Annotated in this window: 21 protein-coding genes and 2 pseudogenes; 14 read left to right on the top strand and 9 right to left on the bottom strand. The window is 70.3% G+C overall.

Translation table 11 applies throughout. The features are described from left to right. Nucleotides 1–13: 13 nt before the first annotated feature. From ABZV58_RS30615 to ABZV58_RS30635, 5 genes are all read right to left on the bottom strand, one after another. Nucleotides 14–1,735, bottom strand: coding sequence for an urease subunit alpha (locus ABZV58_RS30615; protein ID WP_355003657.1), 1,722 nt, complete (start codon nucleotides 1,733–1,735; stop codon nucleotides 14–16). Next, the gene (locus tag ABZV58_RS30620) at nucleotides 1,732–2,067 is read right to left on the bottom strand and encodes an urease subunit beta (RefSeq protein WP_355003658.1); all 336 of its coding nucleotides are present in this window, start codon (nucleotides 2,065–2,067) and stop codon (nucleotides 1,732–1,734) included. Before ABZV58_RS30620 ends, ABZV58_RS30615 begins: the two co-directional genes overlap by 4 nt. A gap of 9 nt (nucleotides 2,068–2,076) precedes the next feature. Then, a complete protein-coding gene (locus ABZV58_RS30625) occupies nucleotides 2,077–2,379 on the bottom strand; it encodes an urease subunit gamma (RefSeq protein WP_355003659.1) in 303 nt (100 codons plus the stop codon). A 92-nt stretch (nucleotides 2,380–2,471) separates the two neighbouring features. Continuing rightward, nucleotides 2,472–2,918: a PaaI family thioesterase gene (locus ABZV58_RS30630; protein WP_355003660.1), complete on the bottom strand. Its 447-nt coding sequence runs from the start codon at nucleotides 2,916–2,918 to the stop codon at nucleotides 2,472–2,474. A gap of 43 nt (nucleotides 2,919–2,961) precedes the next feature. After that, the gene (locus tag ABZV58_RS30635) at nucleotides 2,962–3,732 is read right to left on the bottom strand and encodes a carbonic anhydrase family protein (RefSeq protein ID WP_355003661.1); all 771 of its coding nucleotides are present in this window, start codon (nucleotides 3,730–3,732) and stop codon (nucleotides 2,962–2,964) included. Between the two features lie 657 nt (nucleotides 3,733–4,389). Between ABZV58_RS30635 and ABZV58_RS30640 the strand changes: the two genes are divergently transcribed. Together ABZV58_RS30640 and ABZV58_RS30645 are read left to right on the top strand one after the other, a co-directional pair. Then, the gene (locus ABZV58_RS30640; RefSeq protein WP_355003662.1) at nucleotides 4,390–5,064 is read left to right on the top strand and encodes an MspA family porin; all 675 of its coding nucleotides are present in this window, start codon (nucleotides 4,390–4,392) and stop codon (nucleotides 5,062–5,064) included. A 67-nt stretch (nucleotides 5,065–5,131) separates the two neighbouring features. Then, nucleotides 5,132–5,806: an MspA family porin gene (locus ABZV58_RS30645; protein ID WP_355003663.1), complete on the top strand. Its 675-nt coding sequence runs from the start codon at nucleotides 5,132–5,134 to the stop codon at nucleotides 5,804–5,806. A 118-nt stretch (nucleotides 5,807–5,924) separates the two neighbouring features. Here ABZV58_RS30645 and ABZV58_RS30650 read toward each other — a convergent pair whose 3' ends face one another. The 4 genes from ABZV58_RS30650 to ABZV58_RS30665 form a co-directional block, all read right to left on the bottom strand. Then, nucleotides 5,925–6,128, bottom strand: coding sequence for a hypothetical protein (locus ABZV58_RS30650; RefSeq protein WP_355003664.1), 204 nt, complete (start codon nucleotides 6,126–6,128; stop codon nucleotides 5,925–5,927). 284 nt (nucleotides 6,129–6,412) lie between these two features. Beyond that, entirely contained in the window at nucleotides 6,413–7,801 is a 1,389-nt protein-coding gene (locus ABZV58_RS30655; RefSeq protein ID WP_355003665.1) for an ATP-binding protein, read from the bottom strand. After that, nucleotides 7,788–8,492, bottom strand: coding sequence for a response regulator transcription factor (locus tag ABZV58_RS30660; protein ID WP_355003666.1), 705 nt, complete (start codon nucleotides 8,490–8,492; stop codon nucleotides 7,788–7,790). The genes ABZV58_RS30655 and ABZV58_RS30660 overlap by 14 nt, the downstream gene beginning before the upstream one ends. Before the next feature lie 135 nt (nucleotides 8,493–8,627). After that, a complete protein-coding gene (locus ABZV58_RS30665) occupies nucleotides 8,628–9,338 on the bottom strand; it encodes a hypothetical protein (protein ID WP_355003667.1) in 711 nt (236 codons plus the stop codon). Between the two features lie 126 nt (nucleotides 9,339–9,464). On the opposite strand from ABZV58_RS30665, the gene ABZV58_RS30670 reads away from it, so the two are divergent. The 12 genes and pseudogenes from ABZV58_RS30670 to ABZV58_RS30725 all read left to right on the top strand — a co-directional run. After that, nucleotides 9,465–10,511, top strand: a complete 1,047-nt coding sequence (locus ABZV58_RS30670; protein WP_355003668.1) for an iron ABC transporter permease — start codon at nucleotides 9,465–9,467, stop codon at nucleotides 10,509–10,511. Nucleotides 10,512–10,563: 52 nt separating this feature from the next. Further along, a complete protein-coding gene (locus ABZV58_RS30675; protein WP_355003669.1) occupies nucleotides 10,564–11,673 on the top strand; it encodes an iron chelate uptake ABC transporter family permease subunit in 1,110 nt (369 codons plus the stop codon). Then, entirely contained in the window at nucleotides 11,670–12,503 is an 834-nt protein-coding gene (locus ABZV58_RS30680; RefSeq protein WP_355003670.1) for an ABC transporter ATP-binding protein, read from the top strand. Before ABZV58_RS30675 ends, ABZV58_RS30680 begins: the two co-directional genes overlap by 4 nt. 100 nt (nucleotides 12,504–12,603) lie before the next feature. Beyond that, nucleotides 12,604–12,996 (top strand): BlaI/MecI/CopY family transcriptional regulator, encoded by a 393-nt coding sequence (locus ABZV58_RS30685; RefSeq protein WP_355003671.1) that lies wholly within the window; start codon nucleotides 12,604–12,606, stop codon nucleotides 12,994–12,996. Between the two features lie 77 nt (nucleotides 12,997–13,073). Continuing rightward, the gene (locus tag ABZV58_RS30690) at nucleotides 13,074–14,012 is read left to right on the top strand and encodes a M56 family metallopeptidase (protein ID WP_355003672.1); all 939 of its coding nucleotides are present in this window, start codon (nucleotides 13,074–13,076) and stop codon (nucleotides 14,010–14,012) included. A gap of 125 nt (nucleotides 14,013–14,137) precedes the next feature. After that, entirely contained in the window at nucleotides 14,138–15,844 is a 1,707-nt protein-coding gene (locus ABZV58_RS30695; RefSeq protein WP_355003673.1) for a DEAD/DEAH box helicase, read from the top strand. Nucleotides 15,845–16,052: 208 nt separating this feature from the next. Next, the gene (locus tag ABZV58_RS30700) at nucleotides 16,053–16,898 is read left to right on the top strand and encodes a DMT family transporter (protein ID WP_355003674.1); all 846 of its coding nucleotides are present in this window, start codon (nucleotides 16,053–16,055) and stop codon (nucleotides 16,896–16,898) included. 168 nt (nucleotides 16,899–17,066) lie between these two features. Beyond that, a complete protein-coding gene (locus ABZV58_RS30705; RefSeq protein ID WP_355003675.1) occupies nucleotides 17,067–18,503 on the top strand; it encodes a GuaB1 family IMP dehydrogenase-related protein in 1,437 nt (478 codons plus the stop codon). 264 nt (nucleotides 18,504–18,767) lie between these two features. Then, nucleotides 18,768–20,156, top strand: coding sequence for a hemolysin family protein (locus ABZV58_RS30710; RefSeq protein WP_355003676.1), 1,389 nt, complete (start codon nucleotides 18,768–18,770; stop codon nucleotides 20,154–20,156). Next, nucleotides 20,149–21,213 (top strand): hemolysin family protein, encoded by a 1,065-nt coding sequence (locus ABZV58_RS30715; RefSeq protein ID WP_355003677.1) that lies wholly within the window; start codon nucleotides 20,149–20,151, stop codon nucleotides 21,211–21,213. The genes ABZV58_RS30710 and ABZV58_RS30715 overlap by 8 nt, the downstream gene beginning before the upstream one ends. Nucleotides 21,214–21,517: 304 nt before the next feature. Then, a pseudogene (locus ABZV58_RS30720) lies at nucleotides 21,518–21,760 on the top strand (3-methyladenine DNA glycosylase); the annotation flags it as partial. A 417-nt stretch (nucleotides 21,761–22,177) separates the two neighbouring features. Then, nucleotides 22,178–22,795: pseudogene (locus tag ABZV58_RS30725) on the top strand (3-methyladenine DNA glycosylase); the annotation flags it as partial. Nucleotides 22,796–22,951 lie beyond the last annotated feature (156 nt).

Raw genomic sequence — 22,951 nt, forward strand, 5'->3', positions numbered from 1 at the left:
CGCCGGGCGTTGCTCAGAAGAGGAAATACCGTTGGGCCATGGGCAGTTCCGTCGCGGGCTGCTCGGCCCACACCTCGCCGTCGACCCGGACGGTGAAGGTGTCGGGCTCCACCTCGATGCGCGGCAACGCGTCGTTGAGCGGCATGTCGGACTTCGTCAGACGGCGAACGTTCTTGACCGGCACCAGCTTTCGGCGCACGGCGAGGCGGTCCGCCAGTCCGGCTTCGACGGCCTGCTCGGACACGAAGTGCAGCGAGGTGGCCGCCGCGACCGGCGCCGCCGCGCCGAACATCGGGCGCGGCAGCACCGGTTGCGGGGTGGGAATGGAGGCGTTGGCGTCGCCCATGGCCGCCCACGCGATCGCGCCGCCCTTGAGTACGGCGTGCGGGCGAACGCCGAAGAACGCCGGTTCCCACAGCACGAGGTCGGCGAGTTTGCCGACCTCCACCGAGCCGATCTCGTGGTCGAGGCCGTGCGCGATGGCGGGGCAGATGGTGTATTTGGCGATGTAGCGGCGCACCCTGGCGTTGTCGGCGGCGCCGTCACCGGGCAGCGCGCCTCGGCGGCGCTTCATGACGTGCGCGGTCTGCCAGGTACGCAGCACCACCTCGCCGATCCGGCCCATCGCCTGAGAATCGCTGCCGATCATGGAGATGGCGCCCAGATCGTGCAGCAGGTCCTCGGCGGCGATGGTGGACGGGCGAATCCGGCTCTCCGCGAAGGCGAGATCCTCCGGAATGGACGGGCTCAGGTGGTGGCAGACCATGAGCATGTCCAGGTGCTCGTCGAGGGTGTTGACCGTGTGCGGTCGGGTGGGGTTCGTCGAACTCGGCAGCACGTTGGGATGCGAGGCGACGGTGATGATGTCGGGCGCGTGCCCGCCGCCCGCCCCCTCGGTGTGATAGGCGTGGATGCCGCGTCCGGCGATAGCGGCGAGAGTGTCCTCGACGAAACCGGCCTCGTTCAACGTGTCCGAGTGCAGCGCGACCTGCACGCCGGAGGCGTCCGCGACCCGCAGGCAGGCATCGATCGCCGCCGGAGTCGAGCCCCAGTCCTCGTGCAGCTTGAAACCCGATGCACCGGCGCGCAATTGCTCCCACATTGCCTCTTCGCTGACGGTGTTGCCCTTGCCGAGCAGCACGATGTTCAGCGGCCAGTGATCGGTGGCCTCCAGCATCCTGGCCAGGTGCCAGGCACCCGGTGTCACGGTGGTCGCCTTGGAACCCTCCGCGGGGCCCGTGCCGCCGCCGACGAGGGTGGTGATCCCGCCGCCGAGCGCCTCCTCCATCAGCTGCGGGCAGATGAAGTGCACGTGGCAGTCGATGGCGCCCGCGGTGACGATGCGGCCGTTGCCCGCGATGATCTCGGTGGACGGGCCGACCACGAGGGCCGGGTGCACGCCCGACATGGTCTCGGGGTTGCCCGCCTTGCCAATGCCGCAGACGCGGCCGTCGCGAATACCGATGTCGGCCTTGACGATTCCCCAGTGGTCGATGATCACCGCCCCGGTGATCACGGTGTCCGGCGCGCCCTCGGCGCGGGTGGCGCGGGACTGGCCCATGGATTCGCGCAGCACTTTGCCACCGCCGAAGACCGCCTCGTCGCCCGCGAGACCCGGTCCGCCGCAGCGGTCCTCGGTGATCTCGATCAGCAGATCGGTGTCGGCCAAGCGGATTCGGTCGCCCACGGTCGGCCCGAACAGTTCGGCGTAGCGGGCCCTGCTCAGTTCGGTCATCGCTGCCCTTCCGCGGTCCGTGGCGCGTCCAGCGTTCCGGGCGGCGACAGGCCGATGCCGTGCACCTCGCGGGTCCCGGCCAGCGGCACCAGCGAAACCCGTTGGCCGAGGCCGGGTTCGAATCGCACCGCGGTACCCGCCGGTATATCGAGCCGACGTCCGTGCGCGGCGGCGCGATCGAAGTCGAGCGCGGGGTTGGCCTGCGGGAAGTGCACGTGGCTGCCGACCTGCACGGGACGGTCGCCGGTGTTCACCACGTCCAGCTCGACGCGATCGCGACCCGCGTTCAGCTCGATCACGCCCTCGGCGCAGAAGTATTCGCCAGGAATCATGTGTACGCCCTAGGCGATCGGATGGTGGACCGTGACGAGTTTGGTGCCGTCCGGGAAGGTCGCCTCCACCTGGACGTCGTGGATCATCTCGGGCACGCCCGCCATCACGTCGCCGCGCGCGAGCACGGTACGCCCGGACGACATCAGCTCGGCGACGGTGCGCCCGTCGCGCGCGCCCTCGAGCACGTGATCGGTGATGAGGGCGACCGCCTCCGGATGGTTGAGCTTCAGTCCGCGGGCCTGTCTGCGCCGGGCCAGCTCGGCGGCGTAGCTCAGCAGCAGGCGCTCCTGCTCGTGCGGCGACAGTCGCATCCGGACTCCTCACCGGTCGACGGACGGGTGACGGTCATTCTGGCACGCCCGTTCCCGTCGCGCCGGTCGACGGCGCGCAGTCGACGCTCGGGTCAGTCGCGCTTGGGCAGGTTCTGCAGCCGGACCTGACCGCGGGCCACCACGCGCTGTTCCTCGTCGGTGATCACGACCTGCCACAACTGCTGGGTGCGACCCTGGTGCAGCGGGGTCGCCTCGCCGTAGAGAGTGCCCTCGCGTACGGCGCGCAGGAAGTCGGTGTTGTTGTTGACGCCGACGACGGTGCCGCGCTCGCCGTACCAGACGCCGCCGCCGATGCTGGCGAGCGTCTCGATGACGGTGCAGTACACGCCACCGTTCTGGATGCCCGCGGGTTGGTAGAGGTGCGGCTTGACGACCCACTCGCCGCGCACCAGGTCCGGCCGCAGCTCGGTGTAGCGCAGACCGATCAGGTCCGCGAAGGTGCCCTCGCTGACCTTGTTCATCAGCTCCGGCGTGACATCGGCCAGCGAGCGAACGGCCCCGAACTCCTGTTGCGTCATGAACCCAGCTTTACACCACACGAAACCGTCGAACGCGGCGGGTTCAGTTCCCGGCCAGGGTGATGGTCCGGCCGTTGAGCGGCTGGGTCGGCCGGTTGCTGTGCGCGAACAGCGAGTGGTACAGCTCGATCTCCTCCGGCGCGACCGCGACCGGTTCGCTCAACACCGTCCAGGACACGCCCTCGCTGCACGGCGGCGTCGTGAGCGAACCGCGGTAGCGGAACTGATCGCGCACCGCGGGCAGGAACGCCGACGGATCCAGCGGTCCGTCGAAGGCGACCGCCGCTTCCGCGGTTCTCGGCGCGGCGGCCAGCACCGGTCCGAACACCGAGGAGCCCTGGCCTGCCTCCATCAGCACCCCGAGCACGGCGACTCGCCCGTCGGCGTTCTTGTGCACGAGGTGCAACTCCATCGCGGCGCCGTGCCCGTCGACGGTGTGCTCGCTGGGCAGATGGAAGTGGAACTGGAGCAGCTCGTAGGGTTCGCCCGCGACGAGGATGCGGTTGCCGCTGCCCGCGGGCACCTCGGCCTGAACGGTGTGGCCGTTGTTGACCAACCGGACCCCTGGGATCGGCCGGTAGTCGACGTCGATGTGGTCGGCGGGGTCGAGCCGGGCAGATCCGGACAGGTCGATCGGCGACTGTTCGTGGCCGCTGCGGCAGGTCAGGAAGTCGCGGTCCAGGTCGGCCCAGTGGTCGGGCCCCTCGGCGTCGTAGTCCCAGTGCGCGGGCATGTGCGCGGGCGGACTCTCGACGTGGTCGCTCGAGGTCGACTGTTCCGCGCCGCACGAGATCGCGGCGAACACTGCGGTCACGGCCAGCAGGGCGGCAAGCGGACGCGAACGAAACGCTCTAACGGACAAAGCGGATACAGCTCCTCGGCATCGGCACACGGGGTCCCGACACGTGCCCCGAACGGGCCGGTACTCGGCGGTGGTCGACGCGCCGGTCTGTACGGTTTGCGGCGAAAATCCCTTTGAGTCAGGGGATCTCGCGGTTCGTGTCGGCCGACAGAGTAGGACCGCTCCGGCGCGACACGCCAGGGGCGCGGGCGGCGAAAAATGTCACACGACAGGCGCCGAGAAACGACTTGTTGCCAAGTTAGGTAAGCCTGACCTATACTCATCTCGGCGTCAGGATCGAGAGAGTCCCGAGGGCTGCGGTGACCCCGATCCACTGCCGCGGCGGGCTCCACGTCACCACGTGGGGCCCGCCGCTCTTACTTTCGACGCCTTGTTTCCAGCTTCCTCGCGCGCGCGAACATCGCACCGCGACAGTACATGTCGAGTTCGTGTCGGCCGTCGACACACGATCGCAAAGAACTGGACACACGACCGTCCCGGAGCGTTCATCGCCGCGGGCGACGGCGGTTCATCGGGTGGACAACGCGAGTGATCAAGCTCGGGTGCGCCTCGCGGAGGCTTTCCGTCTCCACCCGCGAGGCGCAACGTTCCAACCTGATGAGGGGAAGTATGAGCATGAATCGCTCCAGCGGTCTGCGAAGCGGCGGCCGCGTCGCGGGCGTCGGCGCCGCCGCGGCCGTTGCCATGGGCCTGCTGTCCACCGGCGCGGCCGACGCGGACACCTTTGTGCCACTGCCGAACGGGGAGCGGGTCGGACCGGGCGTCACGATCGCCAGGACCGGTGAGCGCGCGGTGATCTCGCCCTCGCTGGCCGCCAACGGCGCGGGCCGCGTCGCCTGGGTCTCGGGTACCGTCGTCGCCGACGTCACGGTCACCCCGGAGGGCGAGGTCGGCCCCAACAACGGCCCCGCCAACGGAGCGGGCACCAACAACTCCTCGACGCACGGCGCCTCCCAGCTGAACACCGGCTACATCGTCGGCTGCCAGGTGAGCATCGGCGACGACGCGATCAGCGCGGGCCTCTCCGGCGGCATCGACCTCAGCGGCGGCAGCATCGGCGGCTCGATCGGCCTCGAGCTCGGCCCCGGCCAGGTCAAGTTCGTCCAGATCGACTACAAGGACATCCTGAAGCCGGGTGTGTACTCGGTCGAGTACCAGGACGTGGAGATCGAGATCCAGGGCTGCGCGGGCTACGCCCAGGCGCGCGCCTACACCGTCGTCGAGATCATCGGCGACCACTACTCCAAGACCACCCTCTACGGCGCGCCGTTCAGCATCGGCTGACGTCGTCAGTGGTCCACGAAACACACTCGCGCTGAAGCGACTTCAACCCTCGAGGGGCAATACAACCATGATCGATCGCAAGAGCATCGCACGGGCGGCGGGGCTCGGCGCCGCGGCCACCGTCGCGGTGGGCCTGTTCTCCACCGGCGCCGCGCACGCCGACACCTTCGTCCCGCTGCCCGGCGGCGAGATCACCAAGACCCTGTCCGACGGCACCGTCGTCACGGTGCGCCTGGTCGGCGAGTCCGCCACCATCAGCCCGTCGCTCGGTTCGACCCCGGTGCACCGCAACGCCTGGGTATCGGCCAGCGCGCAGGTCGAGCTGTCCGGTCCGAACGCCAAGGGCGGCAAGATCTACCCGGGTTACGTCGTCGGCTGCCAGGTCAACATCGACGGCGGCGGCGTCGAGGGCGGCGTCAGCGGCGAGCTGGACTGGAGCGGAGACCAGGTGGAGCCGAACGTCGGCGCCGAGAGCGGCGGCGAGCTGTCGCTCGGCCCCGGCCAGGCCAAGTCGTTCTACGTCCTCGACATCGAGGAGGCCGACGACTTCGGCAACGAGTCGCACGAGAAGCGCAACAAGTTCAAGGGCACCAGCGGCAGCGTCACCTGGGCCGACACCACCATCGGCCTGTCCGGCTGCGGTGGGTACGCGCAGGCGCGCTCGTTCGTCAAGGTGAAAGTCGAGACCACCAACGTGATGTCGGTGATCACGCTGTGGGGCAAGCCCTTCAGCATCGGCTGATCTCGCCACCAGAGTCATCGGGGCCCGGCGTCGACACGCCGGGCCCCGGTCGTTTTCCATCGAAACACCCGCGCTGCCAGGCGTTCCGAAACGGACTCGGCTCGTAGCCGAAAGGCGCTCAGCGGGACCAGAGTTCGGTGTTCGGCAGCGAGGCCAGCTCCGCGTGCACCTGGTCGTCGACGGTGACGCTCACCCCGTAGCGGCCCAGTTCGACGGACAACCTGTGCGCTACGGCCGCGGAGGCGCGATATTCGAGGACGGCTCCCCCCTCGGGGAAACGCAGCCGCACGCGGACCTCGTCCGCGGACTCGTCGGCCGTCATGACCCCGCTCGACGGGCGCGCACGCCCGTTGGGGCACCGGAACCTCCGGTGGCACACCGCTGGGTTCGCCGGTCGCGCGCTCGGCTCATCGGGCGGTCGATCCGCCGAGGCACTGCGTCCTCCTCCGTGACGAACTACGGTGTCCGGCCGGGGATTCCGGTGTCCGGTTGGGTGCGCAACACTGCGATCGCGGGAACCGCGCACGACTCCACGACCGGGGCTGCCTCACGGTGATCATGGTGACCGAGCTTCATTGCGACGATTCGATCGATCAGTTTGCGATCTCATGACGAACCCGCGACCGCGGGCAGGACCACCACGAAACGCGCACCGCCCCCGGGCCGTTCGACGCATGCGATGGCGCCGCGGTGCGCGGCCACCGTCTCCGCGACGAGGGCGAGTCCGATGCCGGTGCCCGCCGTGGACCTCCTGCTCGTGCGGACCGTCGCGAAACGCTCGAAGATGCGCTCGCGGTCGGGCTCCGGGACGCCGGGACCCGCGTCGTCGACGGCCAGCACGGCGCGCTGTCCTTCCCTGCCGACCCGCACCCCCACGACGCCGTCCCCGTGCCGGTCGGCGTTCTCCAGCAGGTTCGCCACCGCGCGCTCCAGCTCGATCTTGCGGCCCTCGACGACGACGTCCGCCTCGACGTTCAGCAGCGCGGTGTCGTAGTTGCGCGCCGCGAGGGTGTTGGCCAGCAGCTCGCCGAGCGAGAGCGGCTCCAGATCCGAGCGGTGGATGCCCGCCTCCGCCCTGGCCAGCGCGAGCAGATCCTCCAGCAGGCGGCGCAGGTGGTCGAGTTCGGCGTTCACCAGGCCGAGTGCCTGGCGCGGCCGCTCGGGCAGTTCCTCGGTGTGCCTGTTCATCACGGCGACGCCGGTGGTCAGCGTCGTCAGCGGGGTGCGCAGCTCGTGGCCGATGTCGGAGACCAGCCTGCGCTCGCGCTCGATGCGCCGCTGCAGCGCGTCGACCATCGCGTTGAACGCGTCCACCGTGGTCGAGAGGTCCCGGTCGCGGGAGATCGGCAGCCGGATCTCGTGCTCCCCCGCGGCGATTCGGGCGGCGGTCCTGGCGACTTGGCGCAGCGGCTTCAGCGCGTGGTGGCTCGCCCACACGCCGAGCGCCGCGCCGATCGCGACCGCGGCGAGTCCGCAGACGATCAGCACGTTGCGCAGCATGCGCAGGGTGGCCTCCAGTTCGGTCAACGGCGCGAATTCGTAGAGCACACCGCCCTTTTCGCCCAGTACGACCCCGGTCCGCAGGAACGACTGCCCGTCGAGGGTGACGCGTTCGGTAGGTCCCGGCCCGCGCCTGCCGTGGCCCTGCGGCAGCACGACCGCGGGATCGGAATCGAAATCCGGGTCGCTGCTGAACCATTCGGAGTTCCACCGCAGCAGCAGCACGGTGTCGGGCGGCGGGTTCAACGCGCTCAGCGCGGTGGCGCCGCTCGCGCCGGGGTCGTCGAGCAGGGCGCGCAGCATTTCGGCGTGCGCCTCCGCACCCCGCTCCACCACCCGGACGCGCTGGGATTCCATGTAATCGCGGCCGATCATGAAGACGGACGCGACGAGAACCAACGCCACCAGGCTCGCGCTGGACGCGAAGGCGAAGACCACACGCCCGCGCAGACTCCGCAGCGGAACCAGCGCGCAGCGGCGGTCAGTCCTGGACATCGAGGCGATAGCCGAGGCCGCGCACGGTGACGATGAGGCGAGGATCGGACGGGTCGCGCTCGATCTTGGTGCGCAGCCGCCGCAGGTGCACGTCGACGATCCGTTCGTCACCGAAGAAGCCGCGGTCCCAGACCCGGTCCAGCAGCACGGGACGACTCAACACGAAGCCGGGGTTCTCGGCCAGTTCACACAGCAGCCGGAATTCGGTGAGCGTGAGGTGCAGGTCGTCCCCGCCGCAGCGAACCGTGCCGCGCTGCGGCGAAAGCACAAGGCGGCGAGCGCCGTCCAGCACGATGTCCTGGGGCGCGTCGCGTTCGGCGGTCAGACCCGCGCGCCTGCGCAGCGCACGCATGCGGGCGGTGATCTCCTTGACCTCGAACGGCTTGGTGACGAAATCGTCCGCACCCGCCTCCAGGGCGGCCACGACGTCGTGGGTGTCGTCGCGGGCGCTGACCACGATGATCGGCACCTGGTGCTCGCGCCGGATCTCCCGGATGCAGGTGAACCCGTCCATGCCGCCGAGCATCAGATCGATGATCATCACGTCCGGTGCGCCGTTGTCGCGCAGATGATCCAGCGCTGTCTCGGCCGCTTCGGCCTCGGCGACGTCGTAGCCCTCGTCCTCCATCGCCAGCCGCAACGCGGTCCGTACCCGGTCGTCGTCCTCGACAATCATCAGCTGCGTACTCATCGCCACTCCTCGCGCTGACAATCAGAGCCTCCCGAGACACCGACGCGCCGCGTCAGCATCGGCCGCGGTTCACCGGCGCGCAGAATACCCAACCCAGATGACGGCGAAACGCCTCCGCGGCGAACGCGGGTGAACTCAGCGAACCAGGCAGGCGGCGCGGCGGACCGGCAGTCCGCGCTCCTCCAGCGCGAGCAGCAGTCCTTGTCCGCGCCGGGCGCCGTCCTCGGCGTTCGTGCGGGCCAGATCCGGCACGTAAGTCGCGGCGCCGACGAGGGATTCGCCGACCAGCGACCAGAACCGCCGCGCGCTCAGACCGGCACAACGGGCGAGGCCGTGCTGGATCAGGGTCAGCGACGGTTCGCAGCGATGCGCCAGCCAAACGAACATGGCGCGCTCGCAGGGCAGCGTCACCACACCGGGCTCCCCGCTGGATCGTTCGCCGTCGATCGCGCGAATGGTGATGTCCTCCACACCCGCCCAGTCGATGCCGCCGTCGTTGTCGTGGTGCACCCAGAGGTTCTCCAGGCCGGGATCCCATGCTTTGCCCTCGGCGACGAGCAGCGCGGCAACCCGCCCGATCACCGCGTGGATCAGCGCGGTCGCGACCACTTCGGCGGCGGTGTCGGCGCTGATCATCTCGGCGGCGTGGCGGCGGTACATCAGCTCGATGCGACCTTCGCGCAGGCCTTCGGAAAGCTTCCACCACCGGCGTTTGCCCTGATCACCCATGGCGGCAACGGCATACACTCGCGGATGCTCCGGTTGCAAGGCCCGCAGCCGGGTGCAGGCACGACCGAACGCCACCTCGGCGTCGCGGACCTGACGGGTTGTCATTGGCTCGAGCATCGAACCTCCTCGGGATCGGCTCCTCATAGAGTCGAGTTCGGAAGATAGGTTAGGCTTACCCAACCTGGCAACCCCGGGGCACAACATCGGTTCAGCACCACAACGAGTCAGGAGCACTACGTCGCCGTGACACCCCTTGGCACCGTGAGGCGGCGTCGCCTGACCGGCCTTGTCCTCCTGTTCGCGCTGTTGTTCCTGGCCGCGGTGGCCAGCATCGCGCTCGGTTCCCGCTCGCTCGCGCCCGGCACCGTCTTCGACACCGTGCGCGACGCGTTGACCTGCCCGGGCGGCCCCTTCAGCTGCCCGGCGCAGACCGCCGAGGACCAGATCGTGCGGTCGCTGCGGTTGCCGCGCACGGCGCTCGCGGTGCTCGCCGGCATCGCGCTCGGCGTCACCGGCGCGCTGGTCCAGGGCTACACCCGCAACCCGCTGGCGGACGCGAGCCTGCTCGGATTGAATTCCGGCGCCGCGTTTCTCGCCGCGCTGAGCATGTACGTATTCGGCTTCACCATGCCGGAGCAGTACATCTGGTTCGCGTTCGCCGGAGCACTGCTGACCGGACTCGCCGTCTTCGGTTTCTCGTCCATCGGCGGCGGCAAGGCCAGCCCGCTCAGCCTCGTGCTCGCGGGCGCCGCGCTCACCGCGTTCCTACAGGCCATGACGAACGCCATTGTGCTGCTGGACCCCGCGGCGCTGGACACCTATCGCTTCTGGGTGGTCGGCGCGGTCGCTGGGCGGGACGCGGAGGTGTTCTGGCAGGTGCTGCCTTTCTTGGCAATAGGTTTGGTGCTCGCCGTCGTGGCAGCGCCCGGTCTCAATCTGCTCACCCTCGGCGACGAGGTCGCGCGCGGACTCGGCGTGCACGTCGGCCGCAGCCGCGCGCTCGGGCTCACCGCGGTGGTGCTGCTGTGCGGCGGCGCGACCGCGGCCGTCGGGCCGATCGCCTTTCTCGGACTCATCGTCCCGCACGCCGCGCGGATGTTCACCGGACCCGACTTCCGCTGGCTCATCCCCTATTCGGGCTTGCTCGGCGCGCTGCTGCTGCTGGTCGCCGACGTCGCGGGCAGGCTCGTCGCGCGGCCCGGCGAGCTTCAGGCCGGTGTGATGCTCGCCCTCGTCGGCGCGCCGTTCTTCATCGCGCTCGTGCGCCGCCGAAAGCTGGTGAACCTGTGAGACTCGAACGCTCCGGCACCGCGACCACCGGGAGGACACGGTGAACGTCGACGTGAGAACCACGGACGCGCAGCCCGATTCGGCAGGCCTGCGGAAGGTGCGGCCCGCCTTGCGGATCGGTCCGGTCTCACTGGTGCTGCGACCGGTGATGGTCGCGACCGTGCTGGCGCTCGCCGCGCTCGCCTTCGCGCTGTTCTGCGTGGACATCGCCGTGGGCGACACGCACATTCCGATCGGGCGGGTGCTCGACGTGCTCTCCGGCGGCGGCAGCCGATCGCAGCGCTACATCGTGCTGGACTCGCGGCTGCCGCGGGCACTCACCGCCCTGGTCGTGGGCGCGGCGCTCGGGCTGGCGGGCGCGATCACGCAATCGATCCTGCACAATCCGCTGGCCAGCCCGGACATGCTCGGCATCACCACCGGCGCCAGTCTCGGCGCGGTGTCGGTGCTCGTCGCCACCGGCGGCGCCACGACAGGTTTCGCGGCCACCCTCGGCGCGCCGCTGGCCGCGCTGCTCGGCGGATTGCTCACCGCCGCCGTGATCTACGCGCTCGCGCTCGGGCGTACGGCTACCGGCGAATTCGGCGCGACCGGTCTGCGGCTGGTGCTCATCGGCATCGGCGTCAACGCGCTGCTCATGGCGGGCATCAGCTGGGTGCTCACCCTAGGGACCTGGCAGGACGCCTCCCGCGCACAGCTGTGGCTGACCGGATCGCTCAACGGTTCCACCACGAACCAGCTGGTGCCCGCGACGCTGGCGCTGGCTTTCGTCGCGCTCGTCGCCGTGGGTTCGGCGCGCACGCTGGCGGCGCTGCGGCTCGGCACCGAGACCACCCGTGCGCTCGGTGTGCGAATTCAGACCCAGCAGGCCATCCTGATCGGCTCGTCGGTGGTGGCCGCCTCGGTCGCGACCGCGGCCGCCGGTCCGATCGCGTTCGTCGCGCTGGCCGGGCCACAGATCGCGCGGCGGCTGCTGCGCACGCCCGGCGAACCGTTGATCGGTTCGGCGCTGATCGGTGCGATCCTGGTGGTCGGAGCGGACGCGGCCGCGCGCACGCTGTTCCCGATCGACCTGCCCGTCGGCATCGTGACCGCCGGGTTCGGCGGACCGTTCCTGCTGTACCTGCTCGTGCGTCTGAACCGGAAGGCGACCCTGTCATGACCGTCACCACCACCGCCACCGCACACCAGCTGGCCGCAGCGGACATCAGCCTCGGCTACGGCGACCGCGTCATCGTCGACGGACTCACCCTCGACATCACCCCAGGCGTGATCACCACCGTCATCGGCCCCAACGGCTGCGGCAAGTCCACCCTGCTGCGCTCGCTCGGCCGGTTGCTGCGGCCGCGCGAGGGCCGGATCCTGTTGGACGGCAAGGCCATTTCCTCGATGAAGACCAAGGACGTCGCGCGGGTGGTCGGCATGCTGCCGCAGACGCCGGTCGCGCCGGAGGGATTGACGGTCGCCGACCTGGTCGCGCGCGGGCGTCATCCGCACCAGTCCTGGATCCGGCAGTGGTCGGCGGCCGACGAGACGGAGGTGATGACCGCGCTCGAGCAGACCGGCATCGCCGACCTGGCCGACCGCGCGCTCGACGAGCTCTCCGGCGGCCAGCGCCAGCGCGCCTGGATCTCCATGGCGCTGGCGCAGGGCACCGACATCCTGTTGCTCGACGAGCCGACGACCTACCTCGATCTCGCGCATTCGCTCGAGGTCCTCGATCTGGTCGACCGGCTGCACGACGATCTCGGCCGCACCGTGGTGATGGTGCTGCACGACCTGAACCTGGCCATCCGGTACAGCGATCAGCTCGTCGTCATGCACGCCGGACGGATCGTCGCGCAGGGCGCCCCCGGCGACATCGTCACCGCCGCACTGCTGAAAGAGGTCTTCGGGTTGGACGCCTCGGTGCTCGAGGACCCGGTGTCCGGCAGGCCGATGATCGTCCCGATCGGCACCCGGCACGTGCTGCCCAGCGCGACCGCGGATTGATCCAGCCGATTCGCGAGGTATGACCAATACCACACAGCTACCGGACAGTTACGACAGGGTGTAGTACGCATTCGTGTCGTTGGGTCCGTAAACTTGGGGAATGGCAGGACTCGGTGAACTCGAGAAAGCGGTCATGGACCAGTTGTGGTCGAGCGACGAACCGCAGACCGTCCGGCAGGTGCACGAGGCACTGGCCGCGCGCCGCGAACTCGCGTACACCACGGTGATGACCGTGTTGCAGCGACTCGCCAAGAAGAACTTGGTGGTCCAGCGGCGTGACGACCGCGCGCATCGGTACGCGCCCGTGCACACCCGCGACGAACTGGTCGCCTCGCTCATGGTGGACGCGCTGCAACAGGCCGACGCCGCGGGCAGCCGCGCCGCCGCGCTGGTGCATTTCGTGGAGCAGGTCGGACGTGACGAAGCGGATGCGCTCCGCGAGGCACTCGCTAAGCTCGAAGCATCCGACGGCAACCAACCACCGCCCAAGTAGTATCGGGGATGGCCGCACGGCCCCCGGGCCTCACAAAGCCGTGAGCGCCAGGCCCCACAACGCAGTGAGCTGAGTCGATGAACGCAACCGCGCCGGTCTTCGCCGGTCTCGCCTTGCTTCTCGCGGGGCCCGCCCCTGCGCTGCTCAGCCGCGCGACCTGGCCGTATCGGACACCCCGCGCGGCACTGGTGTTGTGGCAGGCCATCGCGCTCGCCGCCGTGCTCAGCGCCTTCGGTTCCGGTCTCGCCATCGCCGCCGAACTGCTGGTGCCCGGTCCCGACGGACGGCCCACCACCTCCCCCACCCGCGAGATCGACGCGCTGGGCCTGCCACTGTGGCTGGCCTACGTCACCGTCTTCGCGCTGACCCTGTTGATCGGCGCGCGGCTGATCTTCTCGGTGATCCGCGTCGGGGTGCACACCCGCAGGCGCCGGGCACGGCACCGGATGCTGGTCGACCTGCTCGACCAGAGCGGTCCACACCGGCCCGCGCACGACATCCGGGTGCTCGCCGCGCCCGAACCCATCGCCTACTGCCTGCCCGGTCTGCGCCAGCGGGTCGTGCTCAGCGCGGGCACGCTGACCAACCTGGATCACTCCGAGGTCAAGGCGATCGTCAGCCACGAGCGCTCGCACCTGCGGGCCAGGCACGATCTGGTGCTCGAGGCGTTCACCGCGGTGCACGAGGCGTTTCCGCGAGTGGTGCGCAGCAAGGCCGCGCTCGGCTCGGTCAAGCTGCTCATCGAGTTGCTCGCCGACGACTCCGCCGTCAAGGTCACCGGTCCCAAACCGCTCGCGCGGGCACTGGTGGCGTGCGCGAAGTCGACCGCGCCGCAGGGCGCGCTCGCCGCGGGCGGTCCGACCACGCTGATCCGCATCCAGCGGCTGAGCGGGCGGATCGGCGATTTCCGGATCGCCTCGGCCGCGTATCTCGGCTCGGTCGCCATCCTCGTCGTTCCCACGTTGGCCGTCGCGGTACCCTGGCTGGTCGAACTCAGTCGGTTGTTCCGCCACTGACCTCCTCGATCCGGCGGTCGCGCCGGTCGCCTCGCTTCACCCCGTTCAGGACGTCGCGGTCCGCCGCGCCCGTTCGCGTGCCGAGCAGTCGCCGCGCACGTCGAAACACGAAAGGCCCCCACCCTTTGACTCCCTCGCCCGCCGCCGCGGCGCCCAGCGTCACCTTCGCTGATCTGGGCCTGCCCGTTCCGCTCGTCCAGGCGCTACGCCGCGACGGCATCGAGGCGCCCTTCCCCATCCAGGCCGCGACGGTCCCGGACACGCTGGCGGGCAAGGACGTCCTCGGCCGCGGCCCGACCGGATCCGGCAAGACCCTCGCCTTCGGGCTACCCATGCTGGCGCGGCTCGCGGGCGGCGCCGCCAAACCGGGACGGCCGCGGGGACTGGTGCTGGTGCCGACCAGGGAGCTGGCCGCGCAGATCGAGCGCGCGCTCGACGAGCCCGCGCTCGCGCTCGGCCTGCGCATCGCCTCGGTGGTGGGCGGCTCGCCGATCAAGCGCCAGGCCGATCGGTTGGCGCGCGGCGTCGACCTGCTCATCGCCACCCCCGGCCGGTTGCAGGACCTGATCCTGCAAGGCTCGGCCGACCTGTCCGACGTGCTGATCACCGCGCTGGACGAGGCCGACCACATGGCCGACATGGGCTTCCTTCCGCAGGTCACCAAGTTGCTCGACCGGACGCCGAAGGACGGTCAGCGCCTGCTGTTCTCCGCGACCCTGGACGGCGAGGTCGACAAGCTGGTCAAGCGATACCTGCGCTCGCCGGTGACGCACTCCACCGCGCCGCCGTCGGCCGCTGTCGCCACCATGTCGCACCACCTGCTGTACGTGCGCAAGAACGACAAACGCGACGTCGTCGCCGAGATCGCGTCCCGCGACGGGCTCACCATCCTGTTCGTGCGCACCAAGCACGGGGCGGACCGGCTGGCCAAGCAGCTGCGCGCGGCCGGTGTGGCGGCGGGCGCGTTGCACGGCGGCAAGGCGCAGAACAACCGGACGCGGACGCTCGCGGCCTTCGCCGACGGCAGCGTCCCGGTGCTCGTCACCACCGACGTCGCCGCGCGCGGCATCCACGTCGACGGTATCTCCCTCGTCGTGCACGTCGACCCGCCCGCTGAGCCCAAGGCCTATCTGCACCGGGCGGGCCGCACTGCCCGCGCCGGCGAGGACGGCGTCGTCGTCACCTTGGTCACCGAGGTGGAGCGGACCGACGTGGAGAAGATGACCCGCAAGGCGGGGGTGGATATCGAGGGTCTCGAGGTCGCACCCGGGGATCGCCAGCTGGCCGCGATCACGGGTGCGCGGAGGCCGTCGGGAGTTCCGATCATCCTGCCCGGCGCCGCAGTGGTGAAGTCCGAAGGGGCAGGCGAACGCGGGGCAGCGAAGTCCAACGGACGCCGGGCGTCCTCGAGTGCGAAGTCCACCAGGAACCGGACTGCCGCGGGTGCGGATACCACCGGGAACCGGGCTGCCACAGGCGGAAAGTCCAGCCGCCGTGGGGCTGCCGCAGGCGCGAAGCTCGGCGGACCTCGAGCCGCCGTGGCGACGAAGTCCGATGGACGCACCGCTGCTGTACGTGCCGACGGTGTTCGTTCGACCGAAAGCCGCGGCCACGCAGTCGAACCCGCGCGCCGATCGACCGCGGACGGCACGTCGGCTCCGAACCGCCGCCGCACCGACACCCGCGACCGCATCGCGCCCCGCTCCGACGGCTCCGCTCCGGCCCCCCGCACTCGCTCCGGCCGCCGCTCCGCCGACCCCACGCCGACCCGCGACACCACGGGCCAGCCCCGTCGCCGCGGCACCGGCGGCCAGCGCCGCCGCAGCAGCTGACCACCTCGCGCGCACTGGGTCTCGCTCACCGACACACGGTCCCGGCTCGGCGTGTCCCGCACACCTCTCGCACGCCTCGCGCGAGCACTGCGGCTGTTCGGCCGGTAGCTGGTGGATGGCAGGCGCGACACGCCCGGGATGCATGGGCGACGCGCCGAATGGGTGCCCGCGTATCGGCAGGTCCGCTAATTCGGGGCAAACTGCTTTGGTGCCGCATCATCCGTTGGGGGCCGTGGTTTGCGCGCTCGTCGCCGCGTTGTTGTTCGCGGTGGCGGCGGTGGCGCAGCAGCGGGCCGCGGCGGCGGTGCCGGAGGAGCAGTCGCTGGTCGGGGCGCTCGTGCGCAGTCCGCGGTGGTGGGCCGGTGTCGGCGGGGACGTGGGCGGGTACGGGATGCAGGTCGCGGCGCTCGCGCTGGGGCCGGTGCTGCTGGTGCAGCCGATTCTGGTCAGTTCGCTGGTGTTCGCGCTGCCGCTGTCGGCGCGGCTCAATCGACGGCGGGTCGGGGCGCGCAACTGGGCGGCCGCGTCGGCGCTCGTCGCGGCGCTGGCCTGCTTCCTCCTCGTCGGCAATCCTTCCGAAGGCGATTCGACTGCGCCACTACGGGATTGGGTCATCCCGCTGACGATCCTGCTCGGCGCGATCGCCGCCGCGGTCGCCGTCGCGCTCGGCAGTGCCGACCGCGGCCGCCGCGCGTTGCTGTTCGGCGCGGCGGGCGGCGCGCTGTACGGGCTGGCCGCCGCGCTGACCTCCTACGTCACCGATCTGTTCGAGCACGGCATCGGCCACGTCCTCGGCAGCTGGCAGACGTGGGCGCTGGTCGCCTCCGGCCTGGTCGGCGTCTACTTCCAACAGCGCGCGTTCCAAGCCGGTTCGCTCACCGCGTCCCTCCCCGCCGTCACCATCGCCGAACCGCTGGCCGCCGCCTTCCTCGGCCTCACCGTGCTCGACGAAAACCTGCGCACCAACGATTTCGGAGTGCTGATCACCGCGCTCGCCGTAGTCGTCATGTGCGCCACCACAATCCAACTCTCCCGCGCACAAGCCGCCGCCTGACGACTCGAGTCGCACACGGGCCGGTGCCGATCCCCTGGCGGCGTTGTCCGCTCGAAGCACCGGCGACGAGTCCGACACACGGACGCCCAGTCCCGCCAGTTGGGACCGGCGCCCCGGTGCGCCGGAGAATCGCCGCGCAACCCCGAGCTCACGGTTAGTATGGGTCAAGTGCAGTTTCTCCCTGGACACCAGCCGCCGTACGACCTCACCTACGACGACATCTTCCTCGTCCCGAACCGGACCGACGTCGCGTCCCGATTCGACGTGGACCTGTCGACCGTCGACGGTTCCGGCACCACCATCCCCATCGTCGTGGCGAACATGACCGCGGTCGCGGGCCGCCGCATGGCCGAGACGGTCGCGCGGCGCGGCGGCATCGTCGTCCTACCGCAGGACCTGCCGATCAGCGCGGCCGCCGACACCATCGCGTTCGTCAAGAGCCGCTCGCTCACCGCCGACACCCCGGTCACGCTGGACCCGGATCGGTCGGTCTCCGAGGCCGTGGCGCTGATGCACAAGCGTGCGCACGGAGCTTTGGTCGTGGTCGAGGGCGGCAAGCCGGTCGGCGTGGTCACCGAGGGCTCCTGCACCGATGTGGACCGTTTCGCCCGGCTGCGCGAGGTGGCCGTCACCGATTTCGTGCAAGCGCCCGCCAGCACCTCCCCTCGCGAACTGTTCGACCTGCTCGAGTCCGAGCACGCGCACCTTGCCGTGCTCACCGCCGAGGACGGCTCGCTGACCGGCGTGATGACCCGCACCGGCGCCATCCGCGCGGGCATCTACCAGCCCAACGTCGACGGCAACGACCAGCTGCGCGTCGCGGCCGCGGTCGGCATCAACGGCGACGTGGCCGCGAAGGCCAAGGCGCTGGTCGACTCGGGCGCCGACCTGCTCGTCATCGACACCGCGCACGGCCACCAAGCGAAGATGCTCGAAACGTTGCGCGCAGTCGCCGATCTCGGCCTCGGCGTGCCGCTGGTCGCGGGCAATGTGGTCTCGGCGGAGGGCACCCGCGATCTCGCCGCGGCGGGCGCGGACATCGTCAAGGTCGGTGTCGGACCCGGCGCCATGTGCACCACGAGGATGATGACCGGCGTTGGTCGCCCGCAGTTCTCGGCCGTGGCCGAATGCGCCACCGCCGCAAAGGAACTCGGCGTGCACATCTGGGCCGACGGCGGTGTCCGGCACCCGCGCGACGTGGCGCTGGCGCTGGCCGCGGGCGCGTCCAACGTGATGATCGGTTCCTGGTTCGCGGGCACCTACGAGTCCCCCGGCGATCTCCGGGTGGACCGCGACGGCAACGCCTACAAGGAGAGCTTCGGCATGGCCTCCAAGCGCGCCGTCGCCGCGCGCACCGCCACCGACAGCGGCTTCGATCGGGCGCGCAAGGCACTGTTCGAGGAGGGCATCTCCAGCTCGCGTATGCGACTGGACCCCGAGCGCCCCGGCGTGGAGGACCTGATCGACCACATCTGCTCCGGCGTGCGCAGCGCCTGCACCTACGCGGGCGCCCGCACCCTCACCGAGTTCCACGACAAGGCCGTGCTCGGCGTGCAGTCCGCGGCGGGTTTCGCGGAAGGACGTCCGCTGCCCAGCGGATGGTGAGCACCGACACGCGAACAGCGCCGTTACCGGCCGACGCGCTTCACCGCGTCGGCCGGTAACATGGTGGTTGCCGGGTCCGCCCGGCGCCACGATTCCGCATGCCGAAAGGAACAAGTTGTCACCCGCGTCCGAGGGCGCCGCACAGGAGGGCTCCTCTACCGAGCCGGGTGACAAACCCGGCGCTCTCCTTCTCGCAGCAAGCCAGCCCGAACCAGCTCGTCCCCGCGCGTCCCGTGATTCCGCGCTCCGCGGGCGGTGTTGATCGTGTCCACCGTCCTCACGATTCTCAGCCTGGTCGGGTTCGTCGCACTCACCGCAGGCACCGCGCTGTTCGTCGCGGCCGAATTCTCTCTCACCGCCCTGGAACGCAGCACCGTCGAGGCGCACGCCCGCACCGGTGACGTGCGCTCGCGGATGGTCCGGCAGGCGCACCGCACGCTGTCGTTCCAGCTGTCCGGCGCCCAGCTCGGCATCACCATCACCACGCTGATCACGGGTTACATCGCCGAGCCGGTGATCGCGCGACTGCTCGCGCCGGTGTTCACCACGATCGGCTTGAACTCGAGTGCGGCCAACGGCGTCTCACTAGCGCTCGCCCTGGTGCTGGCCACCTCGCTGTCGATGATCTACGGCGAGCTGGTGCCCAAGAACATCGCCATCGCCAAGCCGATGGCGACCGCGCGGATGACCGCGGGCCCGATGGTCGGCTTCTCGGTGGTGTTCAAGTGGATGATCCACTTCCTGAACAGCACCGCGAACTGGGTGGTGCGCCGCCTCGGCGTGGAGCCCGCGGAGGAGTTGCGCTCGGCGCGTTCGCCGCAGGAGCTCGGCTCGCTGGTGCGCACCTCGGCGCAGCGCGGCGCGCTCGATCAACGCACCGCGCTGGTGATGGACCGCTCGCTGCAGTTCGGCGAGCGCAGCGCCGAGGAGCTGATGACGCCGCGGGTGAAGGTGGAGTCGCTGGACAAGTCCGACACCATCGCCGACCTGATCGCCGCCGCCAGCCGCACCGGCTACTCGCGGTTCCCGGTGATCGACGGCGATCTCGACAACACCCTCGGCGTGGTGCACGTCAAGCAGGCGTTCACCCATCCCGCGAACGCGCGGCGCACCATCCCGCTGCAGCTGCTGGCGCGTCCCGTTCCGGTGGTGCCCGCCAGCCTCGACGGTGACGAGGTGCTCGAACGCGTCCGCGCCGACGGCATGCAGGTCGCGCTGGTCGTCGACGAGTACGGCGGCACCGCGGGCATGGTCACCATGGAAGACCTGATCGAGGAGATCCTCGGCGACGTGCGCGACGAGCACGACGAAGAGGAGCGCGACGTGCGGCGGGTCTCCGACGGCTGGGACTGCTCGGGCCTGCTGCGCATCGACGAGGTCTCCCGCGCCACCGGCTACGACGCGCCCGAGGGCGAATACGAAACACTCGGAGGCCTGGTGCTGACCGGTCTCGGCCGCATCCCCGTAGTCGGCGACGAGGTGGTGCTGCCGAATTCGAACGCCAACCACCGACACTCGTACGAAACCGACCAGGGCGGCTGGATCGCCAAGGTCGAACGCATGGACGGCCGCCGCATCGACCGCGTCCGCCTGATCCCCGTCACGCCGGAGGCGCTGATCGCCCACACGTCGCAGGAGCACAGCCATGGGTGATCTGTTCGGTGTCCTGCTCACGGTGGTGCTGCTCGCGGGCAACGCCTTCTTCGTCGCCGCCGAATTCGCGCTGATCTCCGCGAGGCGGGACCGCCTCGAGGCGCTGGCCGCCCAGGGCAAGCGCAACGCCACCACGGTCATTCGGGCCGGTGAGAACCTGTCGATGATGCTGGCCGCCGCGCAACTCGGCATCACGATCTGTTCGATCCTGCTCGGCCGCGTCGGCGAACCGGCCGTCGCGCACCTGCTGGAGGGGCCGTTCGAGCTGCTCGGCCTGCCCGACCAGCTGCTGCATCCGGTGGCCTTCGCCATCGCGCTGACCATCGTGGTGATCCTGCACATCCTCTTCGGCGAGATGATCCCGAAGAACATCGCGCTGGCCGGACCGGAACGCAGTGCGCTGCTGCTCGTTCCGATGCACCTGGTGTGGTTGCGGATCGCTCGTCCGCTGATCGCGATCTACAACCTGGCGGCGAATCTCTCGCTGCGGCTGCTGCGCATCGAGCCCAAGGACGAGCTCGAGGCCACCGTGTCCAGCGTGGAACTCGCCGAGATGATCGGCGAGTCCCGTTCGGAGGGTCTGCTCGACGAGGAGGAGCACCGCCGCCTGACCCAGGCGCTCGGCACGTCCGATCGGATCGTCGCCGACGTGATGGTGCCGCTGGCCACGACCCGGTCGGTGCCGTTGCGCGGCAACGGAACCACGCTCGGCGACATCGAGACCGCGGTCACGGAGACCGGCTTCTCCCGCTACCCAGTGCGCGCGAGCGACGGTTCGCTGGTCGGCTACCTGCACGTGAAGGACGTGCTGGACAAGGTCGCCGACGAGTCGGCGGGCCCGAACACTCCGATCCCGCGCACCGACATCCGCCCGCTGCCGACGGTCGGCACGGGCACCACGCTCTTCGAGGCACTGGCCCGTCTGCGCCGCACCAGCAGCCACTTGGGTCGCGTCGTCGACACCCGCGGCAACACCGTGGGCATCGTCGCGCTGGAGGATCTGGTCGAGGAGTTCGTCGGCACGGTTCGCGACACCACCCACCGGATCGCCGAATGATGTGGGGCGTCACCGTGGTCCGGCGCGGTATCCAACCGCGCCGCGCGGTGGCGCCGTGCGGGTTCCCGATTGGCGGTTCGGCAGCGCCCGTCGTCATGGGCGACGGTGGGGTACTGCCGCTGGTCATCGCCCGCGAATGCGCGCCGGGTGGCTCACCCGCACTCCGCCCGGCGGACTTCGCACCCGGATCGCCTTCACTCGTCCAGCCCGCGCGACGCTCGGTGACGGCGTCGTTGGTACGGCGGCGGTTCGCGGACGGCCTGCGTATCTCGCCCGATCGTCACGAGTCGCGCAAGGAGTCGGCGTGACGGTCGACAGGGTGCTGGCGGAATCGGAGTGGCGCGAGCGCGCCGCCGCGTATCGGGCGCGGTTGGACGAGCTCGTCGGACCGTATCTGGAGCGACGGGCCGCCGGTAACACGCATCCGGTGGTCGACTTCTTGTTCACCTATTACGGCAACAAGCCCGCCCAGTTGCGCCGGTGGCATCCCGGGTTCGGTGTCGCGTTGGCCGGGGCACGCGAGTACGAAGGGGCCCGGGGCTACCGCCGGGTCTCGGAGGCCGAGTGGTCCGGCCAGCTCGGGGCGCACGAGCTGTCCCCGCAAGTCGCCACAGCCGAGCGGTCCGGCCCGGCGGGTGCTGCTGAGCGCCGCCACCAAGTCGCGATACGCGAGCGGCCAGACCTCGCCGCGGCGCCGGAGCAGTCCAGCCCGGCCGCGGCACCCGAGCGATCCGGCCGCACCGCGGCACCCGAGTTCTCCAACCAGGTCGCAGCGAGCGAGCAGACCGGCCCGGCCGCGGCCTCCAAGCGATCCGGCCGTACCGCGGCACCCGAGTACTCCAACCAAGTCGCAGCGAGCGAGCAGACCGGCCCGGCCGCGCTGCCCGACGGAACCGGCCGGGTAGCAGCGGACGAGCTGACCGGCGAACGCACGGCCGGGCGGGGCCCGGGGGTCGTGTACGCGGCGGATCCCGCATATCTCGCGCGCCGCCGCGACACCCTCGAATTCGTCGCGAACCTGTTGCGCGCCACGGCCTCCCGGCCCGCGCAGCTGTCCTGTTTCGGACTGCACGAGTGGGCGATGGTCTACCGCACCGACGACGTCCGCCACCGGCAGGTGCCACTGCGGCTGGGATCCGTGGGCACTGATGCGGTGGTCGAAGCGATGTCGTTGCGCTGCACCCACTTCGACGCGTTCCGCTTCTTCACGCCGGAGGCCGTCGGCCGCAACGCCCAGCCGCTCACCCGCGCCGACCAGGTCGCCAGGGAACAACCGGGTTGCCTGCACGCGAACATGGATCTCTACAAGTGGAGCTTCAAACTCGTTCCGCTGGTCCCCTCCCGGCTGGTCTTGGACTGCTTCGAATTGGCCTGCGACGCACGCGAACTCGATATGCGCGCCAGCCCCTACGACCTCACCGACTTCGGCTACACCCCGATCCCCATCGAAACCCCGTCCGGGCGTGCGGAGTACGTCCGCCGCCAGGCCGAGATCGCCGAGCGAGCCGCAACCTTGCGCACTACCTTGCTCGACGCCTGCGAACACCTGCTCGCGGCGAGTGCCGATCACGTCGCCAGGTGATCAGGCCGCCGAAAGCATCGAGAAGTCTCAACCGGCGCGCCGCAGACCCCGGACCCAGGTCATTTCACCGGTCCCCATTCGCCTTCACATTCCGGCAAGTCCGCCTGAGCTGAGAGGTGGGCTGGGGGTGGCACCGCGCAGCGATGCCACCCCCGG

It is taken from the genome of Nocardia sp. NPDC004654, assembly GCF_040609595.1.
Lineage (GTDB): Bacteria > Actinomycetota > Actinomycetes > Mycobacteriales > Mycobacteriaceae > Nocardia.

Coding starts and splice junctions, on each gene's coding strand:
- ABZV58_RS30690 (WP_355003672.1), top strand. CDS start 13,074: ATGAACGCAACCGCGCCGGTCTTCGCCGGTCTCGCCTTGCTTCTCGCG.
- ABZV58_RS30625 (WP_355003659.1), bottom strand. CDS start 2,379: ATGCGACTGTCGCCGCACGAGCAGGAGCGCCTGCTGCTGAGCTACGCC.
- ABZV58_RS30650 (WP_355003664.1), bottom strand. CDS start 6,128: ATGACGGCCGACGAGTCCGCGGACGAGGTCCGCGTGCGGCTGCGTTTC.
- ABZV58_RS30660 (WP_355003666.1), bottom strand. CDS start 8,492: ATGAGTACGCAGCTGATGATTGTCGAGGACGACGACCGGGTACGGACC.
- ABZV58_RS30645 (WP_355003663.1), top strand. CDS start 5,132: ATGATCGATCGCAAGAGCATCGCACGGGCGGCGGGGCTCGGCGCCGCG.
- ABZV58_RS30615 (WP_355003657.1), bottom strand. CDS start 1,735: ATGACCGAACTGAGCAGGGCCCGCTACGCCGAACTGTTCGGGCCGACC.
- ABZV58_RS30630 (WP_355003660.1), bottom strand. CDS start 2,918: ATGACGCAACAGGAGTTCGGGGCCGTTCGCTCGCTGGCCGATGTCACG.
- ABZV58_RS30640 (WP_355003662.1), top strand. CDS start 4,390: ATGAGCATGAATCGCTCCAGCGGTCTGCGAAGCGGCGGCCGCGTCGCG.
- ABZV58_RS30685 (WP_355003671.1), top strand. CDS start 12,604: ATGGCAGGACTCGGTGAACTCGAGAAAGCGGTCATGGACCAGTTGTGG.
- ABZV58_RS30665 (WP_355003667.1), bottom strand. CDS start 9,338: ATGCTCGAGCCAATGACAACCCGTCAGGTCCGCGACGCCGAGGTGGCG.
- ABZV58_RS30680 (WP_355003670.1), top strand. CDS start 11,670: ATGACCGTCACCACCACCGCCACCGCACACCAGCTGGCCGCAGCGGAC.
- ABZV58_RS30655 (WP_355003665.1), bottom strand. CDS start 7,801: ATGTCCAGGACTGACCGCCGCTGCGCGCTGGTTCCGCTGCGGAGTCTG.
- ABZV58_RS30715 (WP_355003677.1), top strand. CDS start 20,149: ATGGGTGATCTGTTCGGTGTCCTGCTCACGGTGGTGCTGCTCGCGGGC.
- ABZV58_RS30620 (WP_355003658.1), bottom strand. CDS start 2,067: ATGATTCCTGGCGAATACTTCTGCGCCGAGGGCGTGATCGAGCTGAAC.